Here is a 20039-nt window from a genome sequence, read left to right as displayed (position 1 = left end):
TGAAAATGGAAACCACTAAGACCGCAAGAACCATCATATGGCTGGCTATGGTTGCTGTATTGAGCGCTTGCACAACTGCGGGACATATAAGCATAGCGAAACAGACCAAATCCTCGGTTTCTAAACAGATTACCGAGGGGAAAACGACAAAAGCTCAGATTATCTCTGAATTCGGAAATACTGGAAGTATCAACTTCACTGATTCTGGCGATGAGGTATGGACTTATAAATTTAGTCGAGTAGTCCCTTATTTTACAAATTTTATTCCACCTTTTGGTTGGTTCTTTAGAGGCGCCAATGTAACCACTAAAGAAATTGTGGTGATATTTAATCAGGATGGGGTTGTTTTGAAATATGCGATGGATGAAACGAAAAATAGAGTCAAATATGATTTTAAATTCCCGAATGACATGCCAAAAGAGGGCGATTATTGATGAAATTTCAAACGACAGCAATGAATGGAACGAAAAATAGAGTCAAATATGGCTCCGTGAAATGATCATCATTCAACAAATTCTTACACAGTTAAATTTTGTTTATTCAATTTAACCTAATGGAGCAAATGGTATGTCATCAAAATTCTTATTAATAGTCACTTCATCTTGCATCATTGCCGGAATCGAGAGTGCTTCACCTGAAGTAATCAGAACATCGCAGCCTACCGAGCGAGCTAGGAATGATCGTGAGAAAAAGCATTTTATCTTAGGAGAAAATAATGACTAGCTTCCTCTCCAAGCTCGGCTGGCTGATGCTCTCTCTCTCTGGCGCTTGTGCTTTTGGTGTCATTGCATTGCAGCAGGGTGATTCAATCGGTGCAATCTGGATCGTCATTGCGGCGGTCTGCGTTTATATTATCGCTTATCGTTTTTACAGTCTGTTCATTGCAAATAGAGTATTAAAATTAGACGCCACTCGCATGACACCTGCCTACAAACTCAATGATGGCATGGATTATGTGCCTACCAATAAGTATGTTTTGTTCGGTCACCACTTTGCCGCAATTGCCGGAGCAGGCCCCCTGGTTGGGCCAATCCTGGCTGCTCAGATGGGTTACATGCCTGGTATGTTGTGGCTGCTAGCTGGTGTTGTGTTTGCCGGGGCAGTCCAGGATTTCATCGTACTATTCATATCCATCCGACGTGATGGCCGCTCATTAGGTGATTTGATCAAGTCCGAACTCGGGCAATTGCCTGGCATGATCGCGATGTTTGGCGCGTTCTTTATTATGCTGATCTTGCTAGCGGTATTGGCATTAATTGTCGTTAAAGCCTTGGCCGAGTCACCCTGGGGAACTTTTACGGTTGCCGCTACGATACCTATTGCTTTATTCATGGGGATTTATTCGCGCTATTTGCGTCCTGGTTCCATTGGTGAAGTATCACTCATTGGCTTTGTTCTACTCATGCTGTCGATAATCGGCGGGCAGTATGTACAAGAGATTCCCGCGCTAGCGGCTATTTTCACCCTGACAGGCGAACAATTGACTTGGCTGCTCATTGCTTATGGTTTTATTGCTTCCGTCTTGCCGGTTTGGTTATTACTGGCACCCCGAGATTATTTATCCACTTTCTTAAAGATCGGTACTATTGTTGGGTTAGCTATCGGTGTGATCTTCATTTCGCCTGAACTTAAAATGCCGACTTTCACACAATTCGTGGATGGTTCCGGTCCAGTTTGGTCGGGTAGTCTGTTCCCTTTTCTGTTTATTACCATCGCTTGTGGTGCGATATCCGGTTTTCATTCGCTGATCGCTTCTGGTACCACACCGAAAATGATTCAAAATGAAACCGATGCGCGTTTCATCGGTTATGGTGCGATGTTGATGGAATCATTTGTCGCGATTATGGCGCTGGTAGCCGCGTCAACGCTTGAGCCAGGTATCTATTTTGCTATGAATAGTCCTGCGGCAATCATCGGCACAACGGCTGAATCGGCTGCACAAACTATCTCGCAATGGGGTTTTTATGTCACGCCTGAGATGATTACCCAGACTGCGCAGAATGTAGGAGAACATAGCATCATTTCCAGAACAGGAGGCGCCCCAACCTTGGCAGTTGGCATGGCACAAATTCTATCGGAATTTACCGGTGGTACCGCAATGATGGCTTTTTGGTACCATTTTGCGATTCTGTTTGAAGCACTGTTCATTTTGACAGCCGTAGATGCCGGAACCCGCGCCGGGCGTTTTATGTTGCAGGATTTGCTAGGTTCTTTTATCCCTGGGATGAAACACACAGATTCGTTGGTTGCTAACCTGGTTGCAACAGGTCTTTGTGTCGCTGGGTGGGGATATTTTCTCTACCAAGGGGTGGTTGACCCATTAGGTGGTATAAATACGCTTTGGCCGTTATTTGGTATTTCCAACCAGATGTTGGCGGGTATTGCGCTGATTTTGTGTACCTGTGTACTGTTTAAAATGAAGCTTGGTCGCTTTGCCTGGGTGACCATTATTCCACTAACGTTAGTTCTCGTCTGCACGCTTACCGCCGCGTGGCAAAAGATTTTTGATGCTAATCCGCGTATCGGATTCCTGGCACACGCGAACCAATATAAAGATTCAGTCGTGGAAGGCATTGTTCTGGCACCAGCTAAATCACTTGAGCAAATGCAGCAGGTTATTTTTAATGACTATATGAATGCATCGCTAGCTGGCCTGTTCATGGCAGTACTCATCAGCATGCTATTTTTTGGTATTAGAACAGTACTGCAAGTACGTACCATAAACCACCCGACTGATAGAGAAGGACCCTTTTAGTATTGCCAGCCCATGCCACATCAGAAAAATGAACAATGGAGAATAGCTATGTATTACAAAATTACACAAACCATACGCCATATTTCAAAAACCATGCGATTGATGGTTGGTATGCCTGACTATGGCACGTATGTGGAACACATGAAAAATACGCATCCGGATCGTCCCGTCATGTCTTATTCGCAGTTTTTTCGGGAGCGTCAGGAATCGCGTTACAGCGGTAATGGAAAAATCAGTCGGTGCTGTTAGGAAATAATGAAGAAATTGTATTCTGTGAACTCATAGCTTTTGTTATGAGTTGAACATATCTCGGCGATGGAAAATTCCCATTGCCATTAATCTAGCGTACTTCACACGGCATCTATCGCGAAGTATGCCATTGCATTTTTAGGATTTTACTACTCCACTTTAAGCCGTACGTTCTCAGCACGTAACTTGATAGATTAGATGCACGGGCTATTACACCCAATGTCAAAATATAGTCAGTTAAAAAAACAAAAACTGAGAGACAATAAGCAATTGAGTTTACGCATATATATTTTAGAATAAATCAAAAGGAGATTAATGATGCAGAAATGACTAGTATTATTGGTTCTTACTACATTGGGTTGTGCAGCGCCTAATGTAAATACAGATCCCAACGTTGTGGCTAATAAAGACTATTATTTGACTGCGCTAAAATTCGCAAAACAGGGAGACGCTTCAGCTCAATACAATTTAGCGATGATGTATCAACTCGGTAAGAGTGTTCCTCAGGACTCTGCACAAGCTAGATCATGGTATCGTAAAGCAGCTGAGCAAGGACATACCAGTGCACAATTTACTTTAGGAAACATATATTACCTAGGCAATGGTGAATCACCCCGGGTTCTCTGGAGGCTGTTTGGTTTAAGTAACTTTGGCAGAATCCAAGTTGGCTAACTGCCGGTAGTATTGTGCCTCAGCTTCCGCCGGCGGTATATAGCCGATGGGTCCAAGCAAACGCTGGTGATTGAACCAGAACACCCAGTTCAACGTCGCCAATTCAACGGATTCCCTGTTTTTCCATGGCCCCTGCTTGTGAATCAATTCAGCTTTGTAAAGCCCGTTGATCGTTTCGGCTAGTGCGTTATCGTAGCTATCTCCTTTACTGCCAACCGACGGTTCTATTCCAGCCTCGGCAAGCCGCTCCGTATAACGGATAGAGACATACTGGGAACCCCGGTCGCTGTGGTGAATCAAGGCACCCAGCTCCGGTTGCCGGGCGTATAAAGCCTGCTCCAGCGCATCCAGTACGAAGTCCGTGTGCATGCTGGAACTGACCCGCCAACCCACGATGCACCGGGCAAACACGTCGATGACGAACGCGACATATAGCCAGCCCTGCCAGGTGGAAACATAGGTGAAATCCGACACCCATAACTGGTTTGGGCGATCCGCCTTGAATTGCCGGTTTACGCGATCCAGCGGGCACGGCAGCGCCTTGTCCGGAACCGTGGTTCGCACAACCTTGCCGCGCCGCACACCTTCCAGCCCCAACCGTTTCATGAGCCGTTCAACAGTGCAGCGAGCTACCTGCATTCCTTCGCGCTTAAGTTGCCGCCATACCTTGTCGGCACCATACACCTGCAGGTTAGCCTGCCACACACGCTGAATTTCTGGCATCAAAACCTCATCGCGTTGGGCACGAGTGCAACGCAATGCCGGATTGCGCCGCTCGGCCGCGTGACGCCGATACCCTGACGGGGCGACCTGCAATACCTTGCAGATCGGCTCGACCCCGTGGGTGTCACGATACCGGTCGATGAACGACCTCAGGATTTGAGTTTGCGGTCGAGCTCCGCCTGGGCGAAAAAAGCACTGGCCAGTTTCAGAATTTCATTGGCGCGACGTAATTCCTTGACCTCACGCTCCAGTGCTTTGATGCGTTCGCGCTCTTCACTGGTGATGCCATCTCGTAGGCCTGTGTCGATCTCGTGCTTCTTTACCCAATCATGCAATGTCGGCGGCGCGCAGCCGATCTTGGGCGCAATCGATTCTATCGTCGCCCACAGCGAAGGGTACTCACTGCGATGCTCTTGCACCAGGCGGACTGCTCGTTCTTTTACTTCGGGGGAATATTTGTTTGTTTTGTTCATCGCTCCATTCTCTCAAGATTTGGAGCCTCCTCAAAACCCGGGGCGATTCAATGGTGTCTCCAAGGACTACGCACAAGCAGCTTCGTGGTATCGTAAAGCAGCTGAGCAAGGACATACCGGTGCACAATTTAATTTAGGAAACGCATACTATAAAGGTGAAGGCGTATCCAAGGACTACGCACAAGCAGTTTCGTGGTATCGCAAAGCAGCTGAGCAAGGACTTGCCGTTGCTCAGTATAGTTTAGGAAATGAGTACTATCGGGGTAAAGCTGTCCCCAAAGACTATGTTCAAGCAGCTTCGTGGTTTCGTAAAGCAGCTGAGCAAGGATATGACAGAGCTCAATATGATTTAGGAATGTTGTATGTCAGCGGTGAGGGTGTTCCTCAGGACGATGCAAAAGCAGCTTCGTGGTTTCGTGAAGCAGCTGAGCAAGGACATGCCGGTGCTCAATATGATTTAGGGTTGTTTTATGAAAGCGGTAAGGGTGTTCCTTATGACTTAGTACAAGCTAAATCATGGTATCGCAAAGCAGCTGATCAAGGGCATGTAAAAGCTAAGGGAATTTTAGAAATATTAGGAAGATTGGAGAAGTTATCCCGAGAGACAAAGGGAAAGTTCTAAGAAGAAGCATGAGATGCATTAATCAATTAATCTCTGCGGGTTTAATTCCCCGTCTATTTGAACGAAACTTGTTAAAAGTCAGCTGCTTTATTTTTAAAAACTCAGAATTGGTTCTGATGATAATTCAAAACTCAAAATATAAATTTCAAATACAACTAATAGGGAAAGAAGATGAAAACTAGAGTACTTAAAATGATTGCTGTATCTTTGCTTGTCGCAATATCAGCGGGCTGTGCGACTTCAGTAAAAACAACAGGAAATTATGAAGGTCTAACAAACACCGACAAGAGTAGAGCGGCAATATATGTTTATCGCGAGAGCGCAATGGCTGGTATGATAAATCAATATGATGTATTAATTGACGAAAAATTAGTCGGCTCCCTACCTAATGGGTCTTTCTTTGTAGTAAATACTGATGCCGGTAATAAAATGATAAGAGCAAATACCGGGATGGGCGAGGGCAGCAAGATTGCGGTTAAAAGCGGAGATATTTACTGCATGAAACTTGATCTAAATTTCAATGTTTTAATGAAAAGTGCAAATATTAATCCCGTTAGCAAAGAGCAATGCGAAAAAGAAATACGGTCTCTTCGAGAAGTACAGCTATAATAATTTCTATTCTTTAAAGAATAGTAAAGATATTTAATGCATAAGCAACTTTATAAAAATATTACTCTTATGCAATTATTTCTCTTTCTATTGAGAATAAACAACCCGTGGCAAGACCACGGGGAATTGCAAGTTCATTCAAATAAGTAAGGCATCCCTGTTCCATTTATCATCCTGATTAGAAAGATTCTTTAGCTTGCCGAAGCCAACGTTCTGGGCGAGGCCCGATAGTGGCTGCGGCGACGAACAGACGCAGAGGAAGCACTTCAAGATGGAAGCGTCGGTTGAAACGGTAAACAAATGCACCGAGGTAACGGGTTCCATATTTGGCGAAATCGAATGCATGATAAGCGCCGCCCAGGCTGGTTTTGAGGTTGCCAAAAACCGTATTGATCCAGTTGAATTCTGGCAAATCCCTAGGATTGCGATCGTCCGCGATGATTGCCCGGTGCTGGCTGCCAGCATCAGTAACCCCGACAAAACAACCCAATCCATCGGAAGTGACTATACAACCTGGCGCGAGGTCAGCGGTAGCCCAGTCAAAAACCGCTTTGCGCGTAAAACCAGGGACCAGTACCATTTATATACAAGGGACGGCCTTCGGCGCCGAGCGAAATGGCCGCCACAAAAGGCACCTTGTTCTCGGAACCCCGGCCTGCATTGCCGCCAGCCAATCTCCGCCAAGGTAAGCGTCATCCGCCTGGACATTACCACTCAGCGTATACTTGGCATCCCGTTCGACCATCGCCTGCATCAACTTCTGCTGAATCAGCCAAGCCGTGGGCTAGTTCACGCCCAGCTGCCGCTTAAGGTCGAGTGCCGACAAGCCGGGCTTGGCTTGGCTGATCAGATAAATTGCTAAGAACCAAATGCTTAGCGCCAAGTGGGTGCTTTGGAACAAGGTGCCTGCGATCAGATATGTCTGCAACCGGCAGCACTTGCATTGGAAGGTCTTATGTTTTCCTACCTTGAGCATATAATAATCCGTGGTGTTGAAGCCTGGGCAGCAGAATCCTTGCGGCCAACGGGACACTTCCAGCGCATCCGCGCATTGCTCATCTGTGCCAAACTGCGTAAGGAATGCAGGTAAGGACAAGCCTGCTTGGAATTGGGTACGGTTCATGGCCATGGCAATTTGTCTTTGATGGGTTTGTTTGGGTCAGTATGCGCCATATAATAGAAAAAATCGGGTTTGGCTGAACAATCTTCTAATCAAGTTTATCATTGGAATCAGTTTCCAGAAATATTTATAACAAATGGTAAATTCTGAGCGCTGATTAACATATCACAACCAATAATAAAATAAATGGCATTGCTGAAGCTGACGAAATGTATTTTCTAGAATCTTTTAAGGGACAACATTATTTGCCGAGAGTCGCACGCAAACTAGGCGGCAAAGCTGCCATTCTTTGCACAGATGGAATGTCCGCCTACAAACAGATCACCAGGAATGCAAAAATTGTTCATCGCCCAGTCAACATTGCCGCAGGTCAATGAGTTATCAACGATGCTTACCACATTCAGAATGCTAATGTTTATGGTAGCCGCTTCAGACAATGGATGGGGAAATTCCATTATATAGCAACACGTTATCTTGCGAGTTAACTGGGGTGGCTTAGAATGATTGATCATCTCGGTCAGAACGTTACACCAACCTTTTGTTTCCTAATGTCACTTGGAAAAACAAGACAATTTAAACAGTTAATTACTACATGGCCATTATTAACTTAACCGGCGCACCTTTGGCGCACTACTGGTGTTTTCCTCACTCTCTTCATTGATACTAATTTTAGCACTAACACAATTATCTGCAGAAAAATTCATTGTTGCATATGATTCTTTTTTTCTTAGTAGAAGAGGTGCTAAATGTTGGATAGACACACAATCATGATTCCTTGCCAGGAATGTAAACGTACGGGGGTTGAATACTTGGTAGAAGCCGATGTTCAAGATGACGTGTTAGAGGAATACAAAGTGGAACGTGCTGATGAACTTGAACTATCTGACGGAGAACTAAATTTACTTCTTGCAGAGGAACGTATCTCTCCAGAACATACATGCAGTCATTGTGGTAGCGACAGCAACAGGGAAGGTGAAGAGGACGACTAAAGTTAAAATTCCGAGAAATACAACCTTTAGTTCACATTCTTTCACCATGCATTTTACAGCCAAATATGCACATGCCAGATGAACCGAAAATTTAGCTGAGACTGGAACTGTCGAAGAAGAAAAATCTGGAACTAATGGCTTGGGTAACAAAAAACCATCCAGAAATGAACCAAGAATGGATACCTGGTTAGTAAAATTGCTCGGCATCGCCGTCGATCAAACCGCAGAAGACGATGGCTGGCAGTATCTAGGGCAACCACCGCAGACAAATATCTTACCTTGGTGAGTTCGCTCGTTGTTGTAATACGTCATCCAGATCGACTTGTAACTCTTCAATGGACCTGTAAATCTTGCACCGGAATGCCATCTAGTAGAACTCCTGCAGGATGGTTTTGTGGAAAAGTTCGCAAATACCGTTAGTCTGTGAGGGTGTAAGAAATTTTGTGTAAGTGGTCATTTTGCAGGAAACTGCTACTTTCAGAAATGGATAAGAAATGACGACAACAAGAACTTTACCCAACGATTTAATTGACCAACTGTTATCAGGCTATAAAAAGCCAGAAGACCTAATTGGAGAGAATGGCTTACTTAAGCAACTCACCAAGGCGCTGATTGAACGTGCGTTACAAGCGGAAATGACTGAGCACTTGGGTCATGACAAACATGCTACTGTCAGCAACCTCACTGGCAATGCCCGCAACGGCAAAAGCAGCAAGACCCTTAAGGGTGAATTTGGTGAGTTGCCGATTGAAATCCCTCGTGATCGCGAGGGCGGCTTTGAACCACAACTGATCTCTAAGCACCAAACACGCTGGACTGGCTTTGATGGCAAGATCATATCACTGTACTCGCGTGGTATGACGGTACGCGAAATCCAGAGTCACCTGATCGAGATGTATGGTGCGGAGGTTTCGCCTACACTGATCTCATCCGTTACCGATGCAGTGATGGAAGATGTGAAGCAATGGCAGTCCCGCCCGCTGGATGCAGTCTATCCCGTCATTTATCTGGATTGCATCCACGTCAAAGTCCGTGATGCCGGTGCGGTGCGTACCAAAGCCGTATACCTTGCCATTGGCATAAACATGCAAGGCGAAAAAGAAGTGCTGGGTTTATGGGTCTCACAGACTGAAGGTGCTAAATTCTGGCTGGGCGTTGTCACTGAACTTAAGAACCGTGGCATACAAGACATCTTCATCGCCTGTGTGGATGGCTTAAAAGGCTTTCCTGAAGCCATTGAGGCGGTCTAACCGCAAGCCACGGTACAGCTTTGCATTGTGCATATGGTGCGTAATAGTTTAAATTACGTGGGCTGGAATAAACGCGGTCTGGTTGCAACTGATTTGAAGCGCGTTTACAGCGCATCAACAGCAGACGAGGCAGAGCAATATCTCACTGAATTTGAAGTGAAATGGGATGATGCTTATCCGCCAATTGCTAAATCCTGGCGTAACAATTGGATGCGTATTATTCCGTTCTTCGATTACCCCCCTGAAATACGCAAAATCATTTACACCACCAATGCCATTGAGTCGGTGAACATGAGTTTACGTAAAGTTAGTAAAAATAGGAGCTCATTTCCAAATGATGAAGCTGTTACTAAATTGTTCTATTTGGCACTGATCAATATCAGCAAGAAATGGACGATGCCACTGCGCGATTGGAAACCTGCGTTAAACAGGTTTACTATTCAGTTTGAGGAAAGGATGCCTCAGCAGTAATTACCGCCACTTACACAAAATTTAGGATACCCTCTAGTCTGTGGATGATTGGCCTTGGTTCTGGAATGCTCAATATCGTTTAGTGCCAAGTAAAGCTGGTAATCGTGATTCTCCGGCTTGCCACAGTGCTTCATTAAAATCAGTCTGATCCGATGATAACTTTTCCTCGATTAAATGATTCCCAGGGCTATGTCACAATTAACGGTGACATAGTTCTTTCCGAATGTTAATTAATTAATTGATTGGCTGCATCTTCTCACGCAGATGAGCAGGTACTTGCTCGATGGACATGACCGTAAGGCCCCCGTCAATTGACTTGTTATTATGAGAAGTATTCTTTGCTGAAGCATTTAACGTTACGCTGATTTCCTGTTTATCCAACTTCCACATGGCTCCAGTTGCAGGATCAATAATTAGGTATCCAAGCAATCCTCCAAACACTAGATTCCCACCGACATACCAACCATTCACCTCTGTATCTACGATGACAGTTTGCTCTACATGGCCTTCTTTTTTGATATTTACAAAATATTTCTTACCGCTAAAAAAGCTTTTCTTTTTCTCCAAAGGCAACGAAGTAGGGGTTTTCCCTTCAAATACTTTGACTCCTGCTTCATCAGTAATTACAACATTTGCTTGATCAGGGGCACTTCTAACATTTAAAGTTTCAGCGGCACTTTGACCCATAATGGTGGCGCAACCAGTAAGAATCCCTAGAGATGACGTTGTAACAATCATCAAGGCAATATTTTTTGCTTTCATTTTTTCTCCATCTACTGTGTTATTGAGAATTGGATTTCTTTGAGAAGAAAACAAGGAAAACCAATTATTAATAGCAATAACTTTTTGAAGAAAATGTATTTAAGACATATTCTCCGGTTTATTGCCGTGGATGAAATTTACCACTATATGAAAATTCATTAAGTACGTAAAAATACGTGGGTATTAATAGTATTGAGTTGGAGGGTTATTTGAAGCCGATCAGGGAAGTCGAGTAGGACAATCGAGACTAGATCGTGAGCGGCTCAAGCAACTGGAACGAGAATATCTAGAAACAAGTATGCAACGAGATATCGCGCAATGCATAGGCATATTTTATGCAAGCGGAGCTCGGTAATTACGTGAAATGATGGTAGTATTTGTCGATCGAAACAGAGCAGAACACGGGGTCGAGTCAATACGCAAGGAAATTCGGATTGCTTTGTCGAGCTACTACGAACACGAAAACTGAGCACGAGATCCCGATCGATTATCTGTTTGCATTGCTAAATGCATCTAACCACAAGAATGTGGCCGATATAAATAGCTGCCTATTTTAGAAAATTTGCTACGTATTTCTAGATTCGAATCCGTACTTAAGCTATTTCTTCTATTCGATGGGCCATAGGTTAAGGAATTTTTAAAGGAAAGACGGAAGGAAAGACGGATTTGATTTATTTATGATATAATTATTATTAATCAAAAACTTCAATATTATTATCGTCAGACATCCTCTCCGCCAAAGATCCATTATCCACGCGGATTTGCAGTATATAAAGTTGAAATTACCATCAATTATCCCATCAAAAAGATTTTGATTTAATCATCTGATTTTGGCGATAGTTACAAGTAATCGCTCGATCCAAGCCTGATATCAGTAATATCATTTAGGTGTGCCACATTTAATTTGCAACCATTTATATTTACAAATTCCAGATATCCAGTGTCAATAACAATTTCATTTAATTTCAATTGACATCCTTGTTATGGCAATAATTGCCATTTTGTGTTATTAATTACACATTATGCGGCAAGATAAGGAGGATTTACCTATGCAAAGTATGAATATTTCTCTGCCTGATCCCTTGAAACAATTCGTGGATGGGCAGATCGCCCAGGGTCGTTACAGTAGTGCCAGCGAATATGTGCGCGAATTGATCCGCGCTGATGAGAAACGCAAAGCGGAAGAACAGCTTGAAGCTAAGTTGCTGGAAGGATTGAGTGGCCCAGAAAGCGAACTAACATCGGCGGATTGGAGTGATATTCGCAAAGAAGCCTTAGCCAAGCTGGAAGCACGAAAGAAACAACGCTGATGCCTAAAATCTATCAACGCGCAGCAGCCAGGCGCGATCTGGTAGAGCATTTCGTTTATCTTGCGGAAAATGCGAACCTAGAGACAGCTGAACGCTTTCTGGCACAGACAGAAGCCAGCTTCAATGTTCTGGCTGAACAACCCCTGATCGGTGCACCATTAACGCTACGCGATCCAACATTAGCGGGTATGCGCAAGTGGCGAGTTAAAGACTTCGACAATCACCTGATCTTCTATCTACCACATCATGAAGGTATATCGATCGTGCGTGTATTGCATGCGGCACGTAACTGGTGGAGTTTGTTGGGGATCGAACCTTAGTCGAGTAGTGGTGCGATACATAAAACCGCTGTCGACCATGCATCAAGAATTAGAAGGGCTCTAGACTAGCAGAAACAATTTTTTAGTTTAGTAAGATGTTAAGAAACAGCAAATTAGGTGATTATTACATTAGAAAAATAATTCAATGCTTTTGCATTGATATACCTGCCAGCAAAACAGCTCTGTTATTATAGAGTCGGCCATTAAATAGTTCGATTTGTCATAGCGGCGAAAGCCGGAATACGGAGATTCTAATCAATCTTTTTAATGGCCGGATCAATAGGTAAAAATCGTAACACGATTAATCGTTGGTATAGCATTTTCAGGCAAGTAATATATCGCCATCAGACTGCCCTTAAAGACAAGTTGGTAGGTAGAGTGGAAGTTGATGAAAGCTATTTTGGTGCGAAACGGCATCGTGGTTATCATGGCAAACTCAAACGCGGTCGCGGCACATTAAAACAACCTGAATCGCCCCGGGTTTTGATGAGGCTCCAAATCTTGAGAGAATGGAGCGATGAACAAAACAAACAAATATTCCCCCGAAGTAAAAGAACGAGCAGTCCGCCTGGTGCAAGAGCATCGCAGTGAGTACCCTTCGCTGTGGGCGACGATAGAATCGATTGCGCCCAAGATCGGCTGCGCGCCGCCGACATTGCATGATTGGGTAAAGAAGCACGAGATCGACACAGGCCTACGAGATGGCATCACCAGTGAAGAGCGCGAACGCATCAAAGCACTGGAGCGTGAGGTCAAGGAATTACGTCGCGCCAATGAAATTCTGAAACTGGCCAGTGCTTTTTTCGCCCAGGCGGAGCTCGACCGCAAACTCAAATCCTGAGGTCGTTCCTCGACCGATATCGCGACATGTCGAACGTCATGGTGTAGCACTTGCCTTTATGGGGGCGCAGTAGCCGCGTTACTGCCGCCGTCACACCCGATGCATGTTTGTCGGGCACTTGCGCTGCCAGAATGTAGCGCGACTTCCTCTCGGCCAATGTGACCAATGCGCCTCGGTGGCTCTTGCCGATCACGGTGTCGCCTTCCCAATCGCCTATGCGGCTCTTCTGTTCCACGATCGCCGGACGTTCGTCAATGCCGACCCGGTTCTTGATTGTACCTCGGCGCTCTTGACCACTCGCATATCGTTTCCTGCGCGGCTTCTGGCAGCGTAAGTGCCGCCACAGGTCCCCACCACGGCGCTTATCTGCATAAATGTGCAAGTAGATCGCATTCATGACTGATAGGCAGTCCGCCTTCCAGAGCAAGCCGCTGAGACGCTTGTTCCGGACTCATGTCCTGTCGAATCAATCGCTCAACTTCCGTCCACTTCAGCAATGAGTGACACTGTGCATTGGTGCAATCCTTTCGACGCTCGTCCCGTAATTCCTGAGCCTGCTTGGAATGCCAGCCACGTCGACCCTTGTTCCGTCTGAATTCCCGAGAAATCGTCGATTTGTGTACGCCACTTCATCCGCAATTTGTGATTGGTTCAAACCTGCCTTCTTCAAGCCAGAAATCTGGTATCGTTGCTCACTGGTAAGCTGCTTGTAGTGCTTCATCTGCGCTCCTTTTACTTGGTCGTTTAAGTAGCTCCGATACTACCGCAGCTTGCCTATAAACTTCCTTACAAAAGTTGCACTTCAAAGTTGAATCCGCCATTGATTTTCCTAGCGGCTGGCTTCTATTCCGGTATGCTCTATAGCCACAACTTGAATATGCTGACTTCATTTTAAATACCTCCTGAAAAATAATTGATTTGAGGAAATGTGTCCTAGCGTACGGACTAATGAGCAATTTTCATTAATCATGACATCTGCAAAAGATTGATGAAATTTCACAAAACATTTTTAATGCATGAAATGATTAGATTAGTTAACCCTACTCACAAGGTTTAGGCTACACATCAGGAAATGTAAAATTTTATTTTCAGGAGAATTACATGAATAATGAAAAAAATATAACTTTATTAAATGGATTAATTGAGACTTCACGCGATGGTGTGGAAGGTTTTAAAAAATGCGCAGAGGATGCTCATGACCCACAATTAAAAATATACTTTCAAGATCGTGCAAAAAGTTGCGAAGAAGCGGTTCGGACATTAAGTGTGGAGGTCAGGCAATATGGAGGCGAACCGGATAAGAGCGGTACTACAAAAGGAGCTCTACATCGAGTTTGGATTGATTTCAAAACTGCCCTTACCAATAAGGATAATTTAGCTGTCTTAGAAGAATGCGAAAGGGCAGAAGATGTTGCTCTTGCCGCGTACGAAGATGCACTAAAGGAAGAACTGCCTGAAACACTTCGTTCACTTATTACTCAGCAATTAGAAGGAGTAAAAAGGAATCATGATCGTGTTCGGCAGCTCAGAGATGAAGCAGAGAATAGCCCTACTAAAGCGTAAATTTTTCAATGAGCAATTTGTTCAATTCCCGCCAGCAAATTAGCTATGAGAAGAGGCAAATTGCCCTTATATACATCACAAGTTGATCATGACGCTTCGCAATTTAGAACAAGGTAACAAGCTATATTGAGCTTCCCCCGAAAAATAGTCTCCCAAGGGTGACGTACAATTAACGTTACTATTGAGAGGAAGACGATGAAGAAGATACCGAAGCAGGAATACACGACCGAGTTCAAGGAGCAAGCGGTCAAGCAAGTGAAGATGGGAAAGTCGATTGTTCTGGTAGCGAAGGAACTGGGACTGGTAGAACAAACACTGCGCAACTGGGTAAAGTTGGCGGAGGCAGGCAAACTTAACGGTAAGGGTACCAAGGTTGTCACACCGGAACAAATGGATCTATCCCGGTTACGTGCTGAGAACGTAAGGCTGAAACGGGAGTGTGAGATCCTAAAAAAAGCAACGGCGTACTTTGCGAGAGATGTTGTGTGAAGTACGCCTGGATTGATAAGCAACGGGAGTTTTCTCTCGCCGAGATGTGTACGATATTAGATGTCAGCGTGAGCGGATACCGGTCGTGGAAGCGTGGTAGCAAACCGGATCGCAAACGCCTCACCGACACTCAAATGCTGACGCTGATCCAATCTATTCATGCCGAACTCAAGGGGATCTACGGTAGTCCGAGAATGGTCAGAGAATTGCGTGACCGTGGGTTTCCAGCTTCCAAGAAGCGGGTTGAACGTCTAATGCGAGAGAACGGCATTCGTGCAAGGCACAAGCGGCGCTACAAGATAACGACGGACTCCAGGCACAATCTGCCGATTGCACCGAATCTGCTGGATCGGAATTTCAGTCCAGCCGCGCCTAATCAGGTCTGGACATCCGATATCACTTACCTATGGACAGATGAGGGCTGGCTATATCTGGCTATCGTGCTTGATCTGTTTAACCGTGAGGTGGTTGGCTGGTCGCTGAAACCGCGCATGACTGCAGACATCGTTACAGATGCACTAACGATGGCATGGTTTCGCAAGAAACCTGCAGCAGGATTGATGCACCACTCAGATCGGGGTAGCCAATATGCCAGCAAAGAATTTCAGAGAAGGCTCAAGAAATACGGCATGATCTGCTCAATGAACCGTAAAGGTAATTGTTGGGATAATGCCCCAACCGAAAGTTGGTTCAATAGCTTCAAGAACGAGCGAGTACATGGACTGCGTTATGAAACACGCGCAGAGATGGCTGCCATGAGCTTCGAGTACATCGAGGTACTTTACAACCGGAAACGGCAGCACTCAACGTTAGGCTATAAATCGCCAATGAGGTTTCTAAATGACTGGCTAATCCTCAACAGAAGAAAAAGCTGATAGCATAAAACTGTTCGCCTGTTGGAAGACGAAAAACAGAGGGAACCTCAGTTTCCGTACTGTTTCATTATGGGATGATTACGGATTTGATCATAAGACTGGTTTGGGTTTTCTTCCCATAACCTTCTGGCCAGTTCAAGACAACCAGTTATCTTCCTGCGTCTTTCGGTCAATACGTCGTACCAACCTTTGTTTTCATCATCGATATCCGCAGCTTCGGCAGATTGCAGCTTTGTTGTCGCCTAGCAAGGTGGAGGATCAAGCCGAACTACATCAATACACCAATTGATAACTTCGTTTCGTTTTACATAAAGACTATCCAGGTAAGCTTTGTTAAATTTGTTGTTGATGAAACATTGAATGAATCTTAAATAATGGAAAGAATCAAAAACTGATGAGATAAATGAATCGTCGATAAAGATTCGCCATCCCTTCCATCTGGCCGAAATCTCCCGGCTAGACATTGCATGCATCAAGCGATGAATAGCGGTTCTAAGCTCAGGTGAAATTGCGTTGGGATCTGTTTTGTCCGGGTCGGCGCCTATCCAGTCATGCGCCAATCGCCAGACGGTCTTAAAATCAGGACTGTTTTCAACAAGCATGGAAATTTATTCATGGTGATTAGTCAATATCTTGAATTGACGGATAATAATTTCCACACTTGAGGAAATTGTTTGTTGTTAGCCGGGCTGATGCGCTGTTCAAGACAGGCTGCTACACCGTTTGATGGTAATAGGGTGGTTATGCAGCGATTTCCTTCAATACGTCAGGGCGGCGCTCGGCAATCGCAATCAATGTTTTTGCTGCACCACTAGGCTGGCGGCGGCCTTGTTCCCAATCTTGCAGGGTGCGCACCGAGACACCTAGAAGTTTTGCAAAATCAATTTGTGACAAACCGGACTTAATGCGCGCAGAGACAGCAGGAGAAACTTCAACTTGATGAATTCTTCCAGCACGCCCAGCTTTCATTTGGCGCACAGATTCCAGTAATTCTGCACCAAGATCACGTTGGGCATCGCGTTTCTTTAATTCTTTCTCAGTCATCGGCATATTATTTCTTCCTTAATTGCTTTCAAGATATGAGCTGGAATATTCTCGTGTTCATTTTTTGCATAGATCAATAGTAACCAGATGGTTCCATCTTCAAGTGTGTTGTAATAGATTACACGTAACCACCTCTTTTACCGCGACCTTTTTGATTCCAGCGCACTTTTCGACAGCCACCCGAACCGCGCACAATATCGCCCGCATCATAATGCTCTGCAATCCATACGGCAAATGCCGCACGTTCTTCTTCCGTCCAATAGTCGCTGACATAGCGGCTAAAAACTTCTGATTCTGCAATGGTGTACATTGAGCTTATATTACGGCAATGCCGTATCTTGTCAAGCTATTTGATAGCACCTCTTTTAGACAGCTTAATAGCTTTTATTGGCGGCTTCACGCCTGCACATTTGAGGATGTAGTCTGTGATTTTCTGCATGGGATCTCTCAATCGCTCAACATCGGCAATGATGTATCCTGCGGTAATATCGTTGTTCATTTTGTGGTTGACTAAACGTTTCACCGCATAGGCTGAAATATCTAGACTTTCAGCAATGGTCATGAAGGTGCGGCGTAAGTCGTGAATGGTAAAAGATATGCCGGATTCTTTAATGACTTTGGCCATTTGCTTGCGTTGTTCAATAATATGCCCTACTCCACCTGCTCGCTGAAAAACATATTCATTCACTGCATTAGCTTTTCTTTGCTCCAATAAATCGTAGAGAAAATTCGATAGTGGCAAAGTATGATCTAAGTGATTCTTGGTATCGGTCACTTTTAGGGTTTTAGCTTGTAAATCGACATTATCCCAAGCCATGCTGGCGGCCTCCTCCCTTCTCAATCCAGTAAAAAGCACCAGCAGCAAATAATCACGGATGGTTTCACGGTTCTGGCTGATTGCATCATTCTTTAAGTTCATGACTGATTGAAACCAGGGTTCAAGTTCAAGGGGCTTGATAACCGTTTGACGACGTTCCACCCGATACCAGGCGCGCGTTTGTGAAAGACGCTTGACGGGATTATCAGGAATCAGTGTTTGACCTTTGCTATCTTCATATTGCCCGGCAGCAAAATTAAACAATGCACGTAAAAAGCGCATGGTCAGGTTGGCTTGTGCCTGACTGGTTTCGCCCAGTTCAGTGTGTCGCTTTGCAATCATGTCCTTGGTAATTTCAGCAATGGCTTTGTTGTTCCAGGTGGCCAGATAAGTGCCCATGATGCGTTTGTAATCGTAGATGGTGCGAGGTTTGAGTGCTTTGCGGGCTATCAGAAAATCTTGGAATACATGTTGCAATGTCATGCCACGAGTTTTCTGTTCACGGGCTTCATCATTGGGGTTGATCCCTTTGGACATCATGAGCAGAATTTCTTTGGCTTGGTTCCGGGCTTGTTCAGCCGTATAAATGCCATGTTTACCAATGGTCACCCGAACACTTTTTCCGTTAACTTTGCTTTCTGCAATATAAACTTTGCTGGTAGCGCCAACACGTAAACCAAAACCTTTTATTTCGCTGTCACGATAAAAAGTCTGCCCATTCTCAGGATATGAAATGGAATCTACAATTGTTTTGGTAAGCTTTTGGGTCATCTCATATCTCCAGTCTACTAATAGAGGGTTCGGAGTCTACTATTCGAATTAGTAGACCTATAGTAGACCATAAAAATAGAACTGCGTCAAAGTTAAAGCGGGAGTTTCAAACAGAGGATAGTAATTTAACTATTTGTTAATATGAATATTAATTGAATATTAAAACAATTTAAAGCTTATTCAAGGAAGGTAAAAATGCCTCAAAAAGAACATATATTAGAACTGTTAATCCGCGGGTCCAAGGTTCGAGCCTTGGTCGGGGAGCCATTTAGGTACAAATCTGGGCACTCTATCAAGGGAACCAATTTTTGATTCATCTATCGCGTGAGCAAACGCAGAATAACTGCCAGTTATCTAAGCTTGATGGCCGTTAATACGAATTCACTTACCAGCAATTTCAAATATTCCTTTCCGAAGCCGCTAGACCTGCCTAATAGCTTGAAACGTTCATGGGAGCCATTTCAATTCTTCGTTATCCAAAAAACAAAACGGGAGCCTAAGCTCCCGTACCGGATCGAATCTACGCCTTATTTAAACTGCTGATTCTTTTCTGCGACGTGCCATGAAACCCAGTAAACCTAAACCAACCAGCAACATGGCGTAGGTTTCTGGTTCTGGAACGGCCGAAACAGAGACGTTATCGAGCAAAGCACCTACATTGTCGCCGCCAGCGTTCTGGAAGATCAATGAGTAAATACCGGTGGTACTGGGGGAAAAAAGAAGAGTATGGTTTGAAAAACCATCGCCACTATTTACTGTCAGATTGTCAACCGCGCTGCCAAAATTGACATTCACATTTTCAACGCTACCACGCTGACTCCCAGCCAAGTCAAAAGCAAGTATATATTGCAGCCCTCCCGTTAGGGAAAGATCTTTATGGAATTCCCCTGCTTGACTTGAAGAACCATCAAGATCCACATAACGTCCATTCCCTGGAAGAAAATCATAGAAAGCAGGATTGCCGATCAAATCAACAGTGCCACCGCTGACCACCCATCCGCCATTAAATGTTGTTTGATTTGTAGCTAGCGTATCGGCATCAAAGTTATCTGAGAAAACGGGCGCTGCCATTGCAGAAACAGAGAACACGGAAACAACCGTCGCTGCCATAATTGCTAATTTAATCTTCATGCTAAAACCTCCAATTTAACTAATCTTTCATAAACCACTTTTAAATACTTCTTATTTTTCATTATTTTACTTTAAAGATCATTATGACTGCAAATAGACTTCTTTAATATAGGATGCTTATCCTATTGATGCACTGATTTTGTCCTGCAGTGTATCAGACTGATCAGAATATCTAGATTCCGG

General features: G+C 44.4%; 20 protein-coding genes, 6 pseudogenes and 1 other annotated feature. Of the genes and pseudogenes, 15 read left to right on the top strand and 11 right to left on the bottom strand.

The window, feature by feature from the left end; all coding sequences use genetic code 11:
* Nucleotides 1–5 precede the first annotated feature (5 nt).
* From NIT79A3_RS01440 to NIT79A3_RS18485, 4 genes are all read left to right on the top strand, one after another.
* On the top strand, nucleotides 6–434 hold the full coding sequence (locus NIT79A3_RS01440; RefSeq protein WP_013964491.1) for a hypothetical protein: 429 nt from the start codon (nucleotides 6–8) through the stop codon (nucleotides 432–434).
* Nucleotides 435–715: 281 nt separating this feature from the next.
* Nucleotides 716–2755 carry a carbon starvation protein A gene (locus NIT79A3_RS01435; RefSeq protein WP_013964489.1) on the top strand — a complete coding sequence of 680 codons (2040 nt, stop codon included), beginning with the start codon at nucleotides 716–718 and terminating at the stop codon, nucleotides 2753–2755.
* A gap of 48 nt (nucleotides 2756–2803) precedes the next feature.
* Complete coding sequence (locus NIT79A3_RS01430) at nucleotides 2804–3004, top strand: YbdD/YjiX family protein (protein ID WP_013964488.1); 201 nt, start codon at nucleotides 2804–2806, stop codon at nucleotides 3002–3004.
* Between the two features lie 396 nt (nucleotides 3005–3400).
* On the top strand, nucleotides 3401–3676 hold the full coding sequence (locus NIT79A3_RS18485; RefSeq protein WP_348225683.1) for a hypothetical protein: 276 nt from the start codon (nucleotides 3401–3403) through the stop codon (nucleotides 3674–3676).
* Here the strand turns inward: NIT79A3_RS18485 and NIT79A3_RS01420 are convergent.
* Nucleotides 3644–4872 (bottom strand): IS3 family transposase gene (locus NIT79A3_RS01420; RefSeq protein WP_156796972.1). Its coding sequence is split into 2 segments (ribosomal slippage): nucleotides 3644–4584 and nucleotides 4584–4872, totalling 1230 coding nucleotides; the frame shifts between segments, so codons are not numbered across the junction. The genes NIT79A3_RS18485 and NIT79A3_RS01420 overlap by 33 nt on opposite strands.
* Nucleotides 4478–4594 (bottom strand) — a sequence feature (AL1L pseudoknot). It overlaps the preceding gene by 117 nt.
* On the opposite strand from NIT79A3_RS01420, the gene NIT79A3_RS01410 reads away from it, so the two are divergent.
* Nucleotides 4865–5494 (top strand): tetratricopeptide repeat protein, encoded by a 630-nt coding sequence (locus NIT79A3_RS01410; protein WP_348225682.1) that lies wholly within the window; start codon nucleotides 4865–4867, stop codon nucleotides 5492–5494. The two genes, NIT79A3_RS01420 and NIT79A3_RS01410, sit on opposite strands and share 8 nt — an antisense overlap.
* 171 nt (nucleotides 5495–5665) lie before the next feature.
* A complete protein-coding gene (locus NIT79A3_RS01405; RefSeq protein WP_013964484.1) occupies nucleotides 5666–6103 on the top strand; it encodes a DUF2846 domain-containing protein in 438 nt (145 codons plus the stop codon).
* 178 nt (nucleotides 6104–6281) lie between these two features.
* On the opposite strand, the pseudogene NIT79A3_RS01400 reads toward NIT79A3_RS01405, so the two are convergent.
* A pseudogene (locus tag NIT79A3_RS01400) lies at nucleotides 6282–7232 on the bottom strand (IS1595 family transposase).
* A 164-nt stretch (nucleotides 7233–7396) separates the two neighbouring features.
* Between NIT79A3_RS01400 and NIT79A3_RS18480 the strand changes: the two are divergent.
* Together NIT79A3_RS18480 and NIT79A3_RS01390 are read left to right on the top strand one after the other, a co-directional pair.
* Nucleotides 7397–7834, top strand: a pseudogene (locus NIT79A3_RS18480) (IS1595 family transposase); the annotation flags it as partial.
* Nucleotides 7835–8032: 198 nt separating this feature from the next.
* On the top strand, nucleotides 8033–8212 hold the full coding sequence (locus NIT79A3_RS01390; protein ID WP_156796970.1) for a hypothetical protein: 180 nt from the start codon (nucleotides 8033–8035) through the stop codon (nucleotides 8210–8212).
* 258 nt (nucleotides 8213–8470) lie between these two features.
* Here NIT79A3_RS01390 and NIT79A3_RS18970 read toward each other — a convergent pair.
* Nucleotides 8471–8642 (bottom strand): annotated as a pseudogene (locus NIT79A3_RS18970) (integrase core domain-containing protein); the annotation flags it as partial.
* A 64-nt stretch (nucleotides 8643–8706) separates the two neighbouring features.
* On the opposite strand from NIT79A3_RS18970, the pseudogene NIT79A3_RS01385 reads away from it, so the two are divergent.
* A pseudogene (locus NIT79A3_RS01385) lies at nucleotides 8707–9933 on the top strand (IS256 family transposase).
* A 234-nt stretch (nucleotides 9934–10167) separates the two neighbouring features.
* Here NIT79A3_RS01385 and NIT79A3_RS01380 read toward each other — a convergent pair.
* On the bottom strand, nucleotides 10168–10695 hold the full coding sequence (locus tag NIT79A3_RS01380; RefSeq protein WP_013964481.1) for a hypothetical protein: 528 nt from the start codon (nucleotides 10693–10695) through the stop codon (nucleotides 10168–10170).
* A 1049-nt stretch (nucleotides 10696–11744) separates the two neighbouring features.
* On the opposite strand from NIT79A3_RS01380, the gene NIT79A3_RS01375 reads away from it, so the two are divergent.
* The 4 genes and pseudogenes from NIT79A3_RS01375 to NIT79A3_RS01365 form a co-directional block, all read left to right on the top strand.
* On the top strand, nucleotides 11745–12005 hold the full coding sequence (locus NIT79A3_RS01375; protein ID WP_013964480.1) for a type II toxin-antitoxin system ParD family antitoxin: 261 nt from the start codon (nucleotides 11745–11747) through the stop codon (nucleotides 12003–12005).
* Nucleotides 12005–12325 carry a type II toxin-antitoxin system RelE/ParE family toxin gene (locus NIT79A3_RS01370; protein ID WP_013964479.1) on the top strand — a complete coding sequence of 107 codons (321 nt, stop codon included), beginning with the start codon at nucleotides 12005–12007 and terminating at the stop codon, nucleotides 12323–12325. Before NIT79A3_RS01375 ends, NIT79A3_RS01370 begins: the two co-directional genes overlap by 1 nt.
* Nucleotides 12326–12540: 215 nt before the next feature.
* Nucleotides 12541–12793, top strand: a pseudogene (locus NIT79A3_RS18090) (hypothetical protein); the annotation flags it as partial.
* 49 nt (nucleotides 12794–12842) lie between these two features.
* Nucleotides 12843–13192: pseudogene (locus NIT79A3_RS01365) on the top strand (transposase); the annotation flags it as partial.
* On the opposite strand, the gene NIT79A3_RS17650 reads toward NIT79A3_RS01365, so the two are convergent.
* Entirely contained in the window at nucleotides 13156–13563 is a 408-nt protein-coding gene (locus NIT79A3_RS17650; protein WP_049785323.1) for an IS30 family transposase, read from the bottom strand. The pseudogene NIT79A3_RS01365 and the gene NIT79A3_RS17650 sit on opposite strands and share 37 nt — an antisense overlap.
* Nucleotides 13564–13656: 93 nt before the next feature.
* Complete coding sequence (locus NIT79A3_RS17645; RefSeq protein ID WP_049785322.1) at nucleotides 13657–13887, bottom strand: helix-turn-helix domain-containing protein; 231 nt, start codon at nucleotides 13885–13887, stop codon at nucleotides 13657–13659.
* A 380-nt stretch (nucleotides 13888–14267) separates the two neighbouring features.
* On the opposite strand from NIT79A3_RS17645, the gene NIT79A3_RS01355 reads away from it, so the two are divergent.
* Nucleotides 14268–14729, top strand: coding sequence for a PA2169 family four-helix-bundle protein (locus NIT79A3_RS01355; RefSeq protein WP_013964476.1), 462 nt, complete (start codon nucleotides 14268–14270; stop codon nucleotides 14727–14729).
* A gap of 195 nt (nucleotides 14730–14924) precedes the next feature.
* Nucleotides 14925–16093, top strand: a protein-coding gene (locus NIT79A3_RS01345; RefSeq protein ID WP_156796968.1) for an IS3 family transposase whose coding sequence is annotated in 2 segments (ribosomal slippage) — nucleotides 14925–15177 and nucleotides 15177–16093 — 1170 coding nt in all. Because the reading frame shifts where the segments join, the coding sequence is not laid out codon by codon here.
* A 242-nt stretch (nucleotides 16094–16335) separates the two neighbouring features.
* On the opposite strand, the gene NIT79A3_RS01340 is transcribed toward NIT79A3_RS01345, so the two are convergent.
* The 5 genes from NIT79A3_RS01340 to NIT79A3_RS01320 all read right to left on the bottom strand — a co-directional run bounded on the left by NIT79A3_RS01340 (nucleotide 16336) and on the right by NIT79A3_RS01320 (nucleotide 19856).
* Nucleotides 16336–16695: a hypothetical protein gene (locus tag NIT79A3_RS01340; RefSeq protein WP_013964474.1), complete on the bottom strand. Its 360-nt coding sequence runs from the start codon at nucleotides 16693–16695 to the stop codon at nucleotides 16336–16338.
* A 139-nt stretch (nucleotides 16696–16834) separates the two neighbouring features.
* Nucleotides 16835–17143 carry a helix-turn-helix domain-containing protein gene (locus tag NIT79A3_RS01335; RefSeq protein ID WP_013964473.1) on the bottom strand — a complete coding sequence of 103 codons (309 nt, stop codon included), beginning with the start codon at nucleotides 17141–17143 and terminating at the stop codon, nucleotides 16835–16837.
* 112 nt (nucleotides 17144–17255) lie between these two features.
* Complete coding sequence (locus tag NIT79A3_RS19245; RefSeq protein WP_348225681.1) at nucleotides 17256–17447, bottom strand: hypothetical protein; 192 nt, start codon at nucleotides 17445–17447, stop codon at nucleotides 17256–17258.
* A gap of 36 nt (nucleotides 17448–17483) precedes the next feature.
* Nucleotides 17484–18725: an integrase family protein gene (locus NIT79A3_RS01325; RefSeq protein WP_013964472.1), complete on the bottom strand. Its 1242-nt coding sequence runs from the start codon at nucleotides 18723–18725 to the stop codon at nucleotides 17484–17486.
* Between the two features lie 531 nt (nucleotides 18726–19256).
* Complete coding sequence (locus NIT79A3_RS01320) at nucleotides 19257–19856, bottom strand: FxDxF family PEP-CTERM protein (protein WP_013964471.1); 600 nt, start codon at nucleotides 19854–19856, stop codon at nucleotides 19257–19259.
* Nucleotides 19857–20039 lie beyond the last annotated feature (183 nt).

This window comes from Nitrosomonas sp. Is79A3 (assembly GCF_000219585.1).
Lineage (GTDB): Bacteria > Pseudomonadota > Gammaproteobacteria > Burkholderiales > Nitrosomonadaceae > Nitrosomonas.
The sequence above is the reverse complement of the archived record's forward strand: the minus strand, read 5'-3'. Positions and strand labels throughout refer to the sequence as shown.

What these genes read in the sequence shown, in the direction of transcription:
- NIT79A3_RS01440 (WP_013964491.1), top strand. Translation starts at nt 6, where the DNA reads ATGGAAACCACTAAGACCGCAAGAACCATCATATGGCTGGCTATGGTT.
- NIT79A3_RS01435 (WP_013964489.1), top strand. Translation starts at nt 716, where the DNA reads ATGACTAGCTTCCTCTCCAAGCTCGGCTGGCTGATGCTCTCTCTCTCT.
- NIT79A3_RS01430 (WP_013964488.1), top strand. Translation starts at nt 2,804, where the DNA reads ATGTATTACAAAATTACACAAACCATACGCCATATTTCAAAAACCATG.
- NIT79A3_RS01405 (WP_013964484.1), top strand. Translation starts at nt 5,666, where the DNA reads ATGAAAACTAGAGTACTTAAAATGATTGCTGTATCTTTGCTTGTCGCA.
- NIT79A3_RS01380 (WP_013964481.1), bottom strand. Translation starts at nt 10,695, where the DNA reads ATGAAAGCAAAAAATATTGCCTTGATGATTGTTACAACGTCATCTCTA.
- NIT79A3_RS01375 (WP_013964480.1), top strand. Translation starts at nt 11,745, where the DNA reads ATGCAAAGTATGAATATTTCTCTGCCTGATCCCTTGAAACAATTCGTG.
- NIT79A3_RS01370 (WP_013964479.1), top strand. Translation starts at nt 12,005, where the DNA reads ATGCCTAAAATCTATCAACGCGCAGCAGCCAGGCGCGATCTGGTAGAG.
- NIT79A3_RS17650 (WP_049785323.1), bottom strand. Translation starts at nt 13,563, where the DNA reads ATGAATGCGATCTACTTGCACATTTATGCAGATAAGCGCCGTGGTGGG.
- NIT79A3_RS17645 (WP_049785322.1), bottom strand. Translation starts at nt 13,887, where the DNA reads ATGAAGCACTACAAGCAGCTTACCAGTGAGCAACGATACCAGATTTCT.
- NIT79A3_RS01355 (WP_013964476.1), top strand. Translation starts at nt 14,268, where the DNA reads ATGAATAATGAAAAAAATATAACTTTATTAAATGGATTAATTGAGACT.
- NIT79A3_RS01340 (WP_013964474.1), bottom strand. Translation starts at nt 16,695, where the DNA reads ATGCTTGTTGAAAACAGTCCTGATTTTAAGACCGTCTGGCGATTGGCG.
- NIT79A3_RS01335 (WP_013964473.1), bottom strand. Translation starts at nt 17,143, where the DNA reads ATGCCGATGACTGAGAAAGAATTAAAGAAACGCGATGCCCAACGTGAT.
- NIT79A3_RS19245 (WP_348225681.1), bottom strand. Translation starts at nt 17,447, where the DNA reads ATGTACACCATTGCAGAATCAGAAGTTTTTAGCCGCTATGTCAGCGAC.
- NIT79A3_RS01325 (WP_013964472.1), bottom strand. Translation starts at nt 18,725, where the DNA reads ATGACCCAAAAGCTTACCAAAACAATTGTAGATTCCATTTCATATCCT.
- NIT79A3_RS01320 (WP_013964471.1), bottom strand. Translation starts at nt 19,856, where the DNA reads ATGAAGATTAAATTAGCAATTATGGCAGCGACGGTTGTTTCCGTGTTC.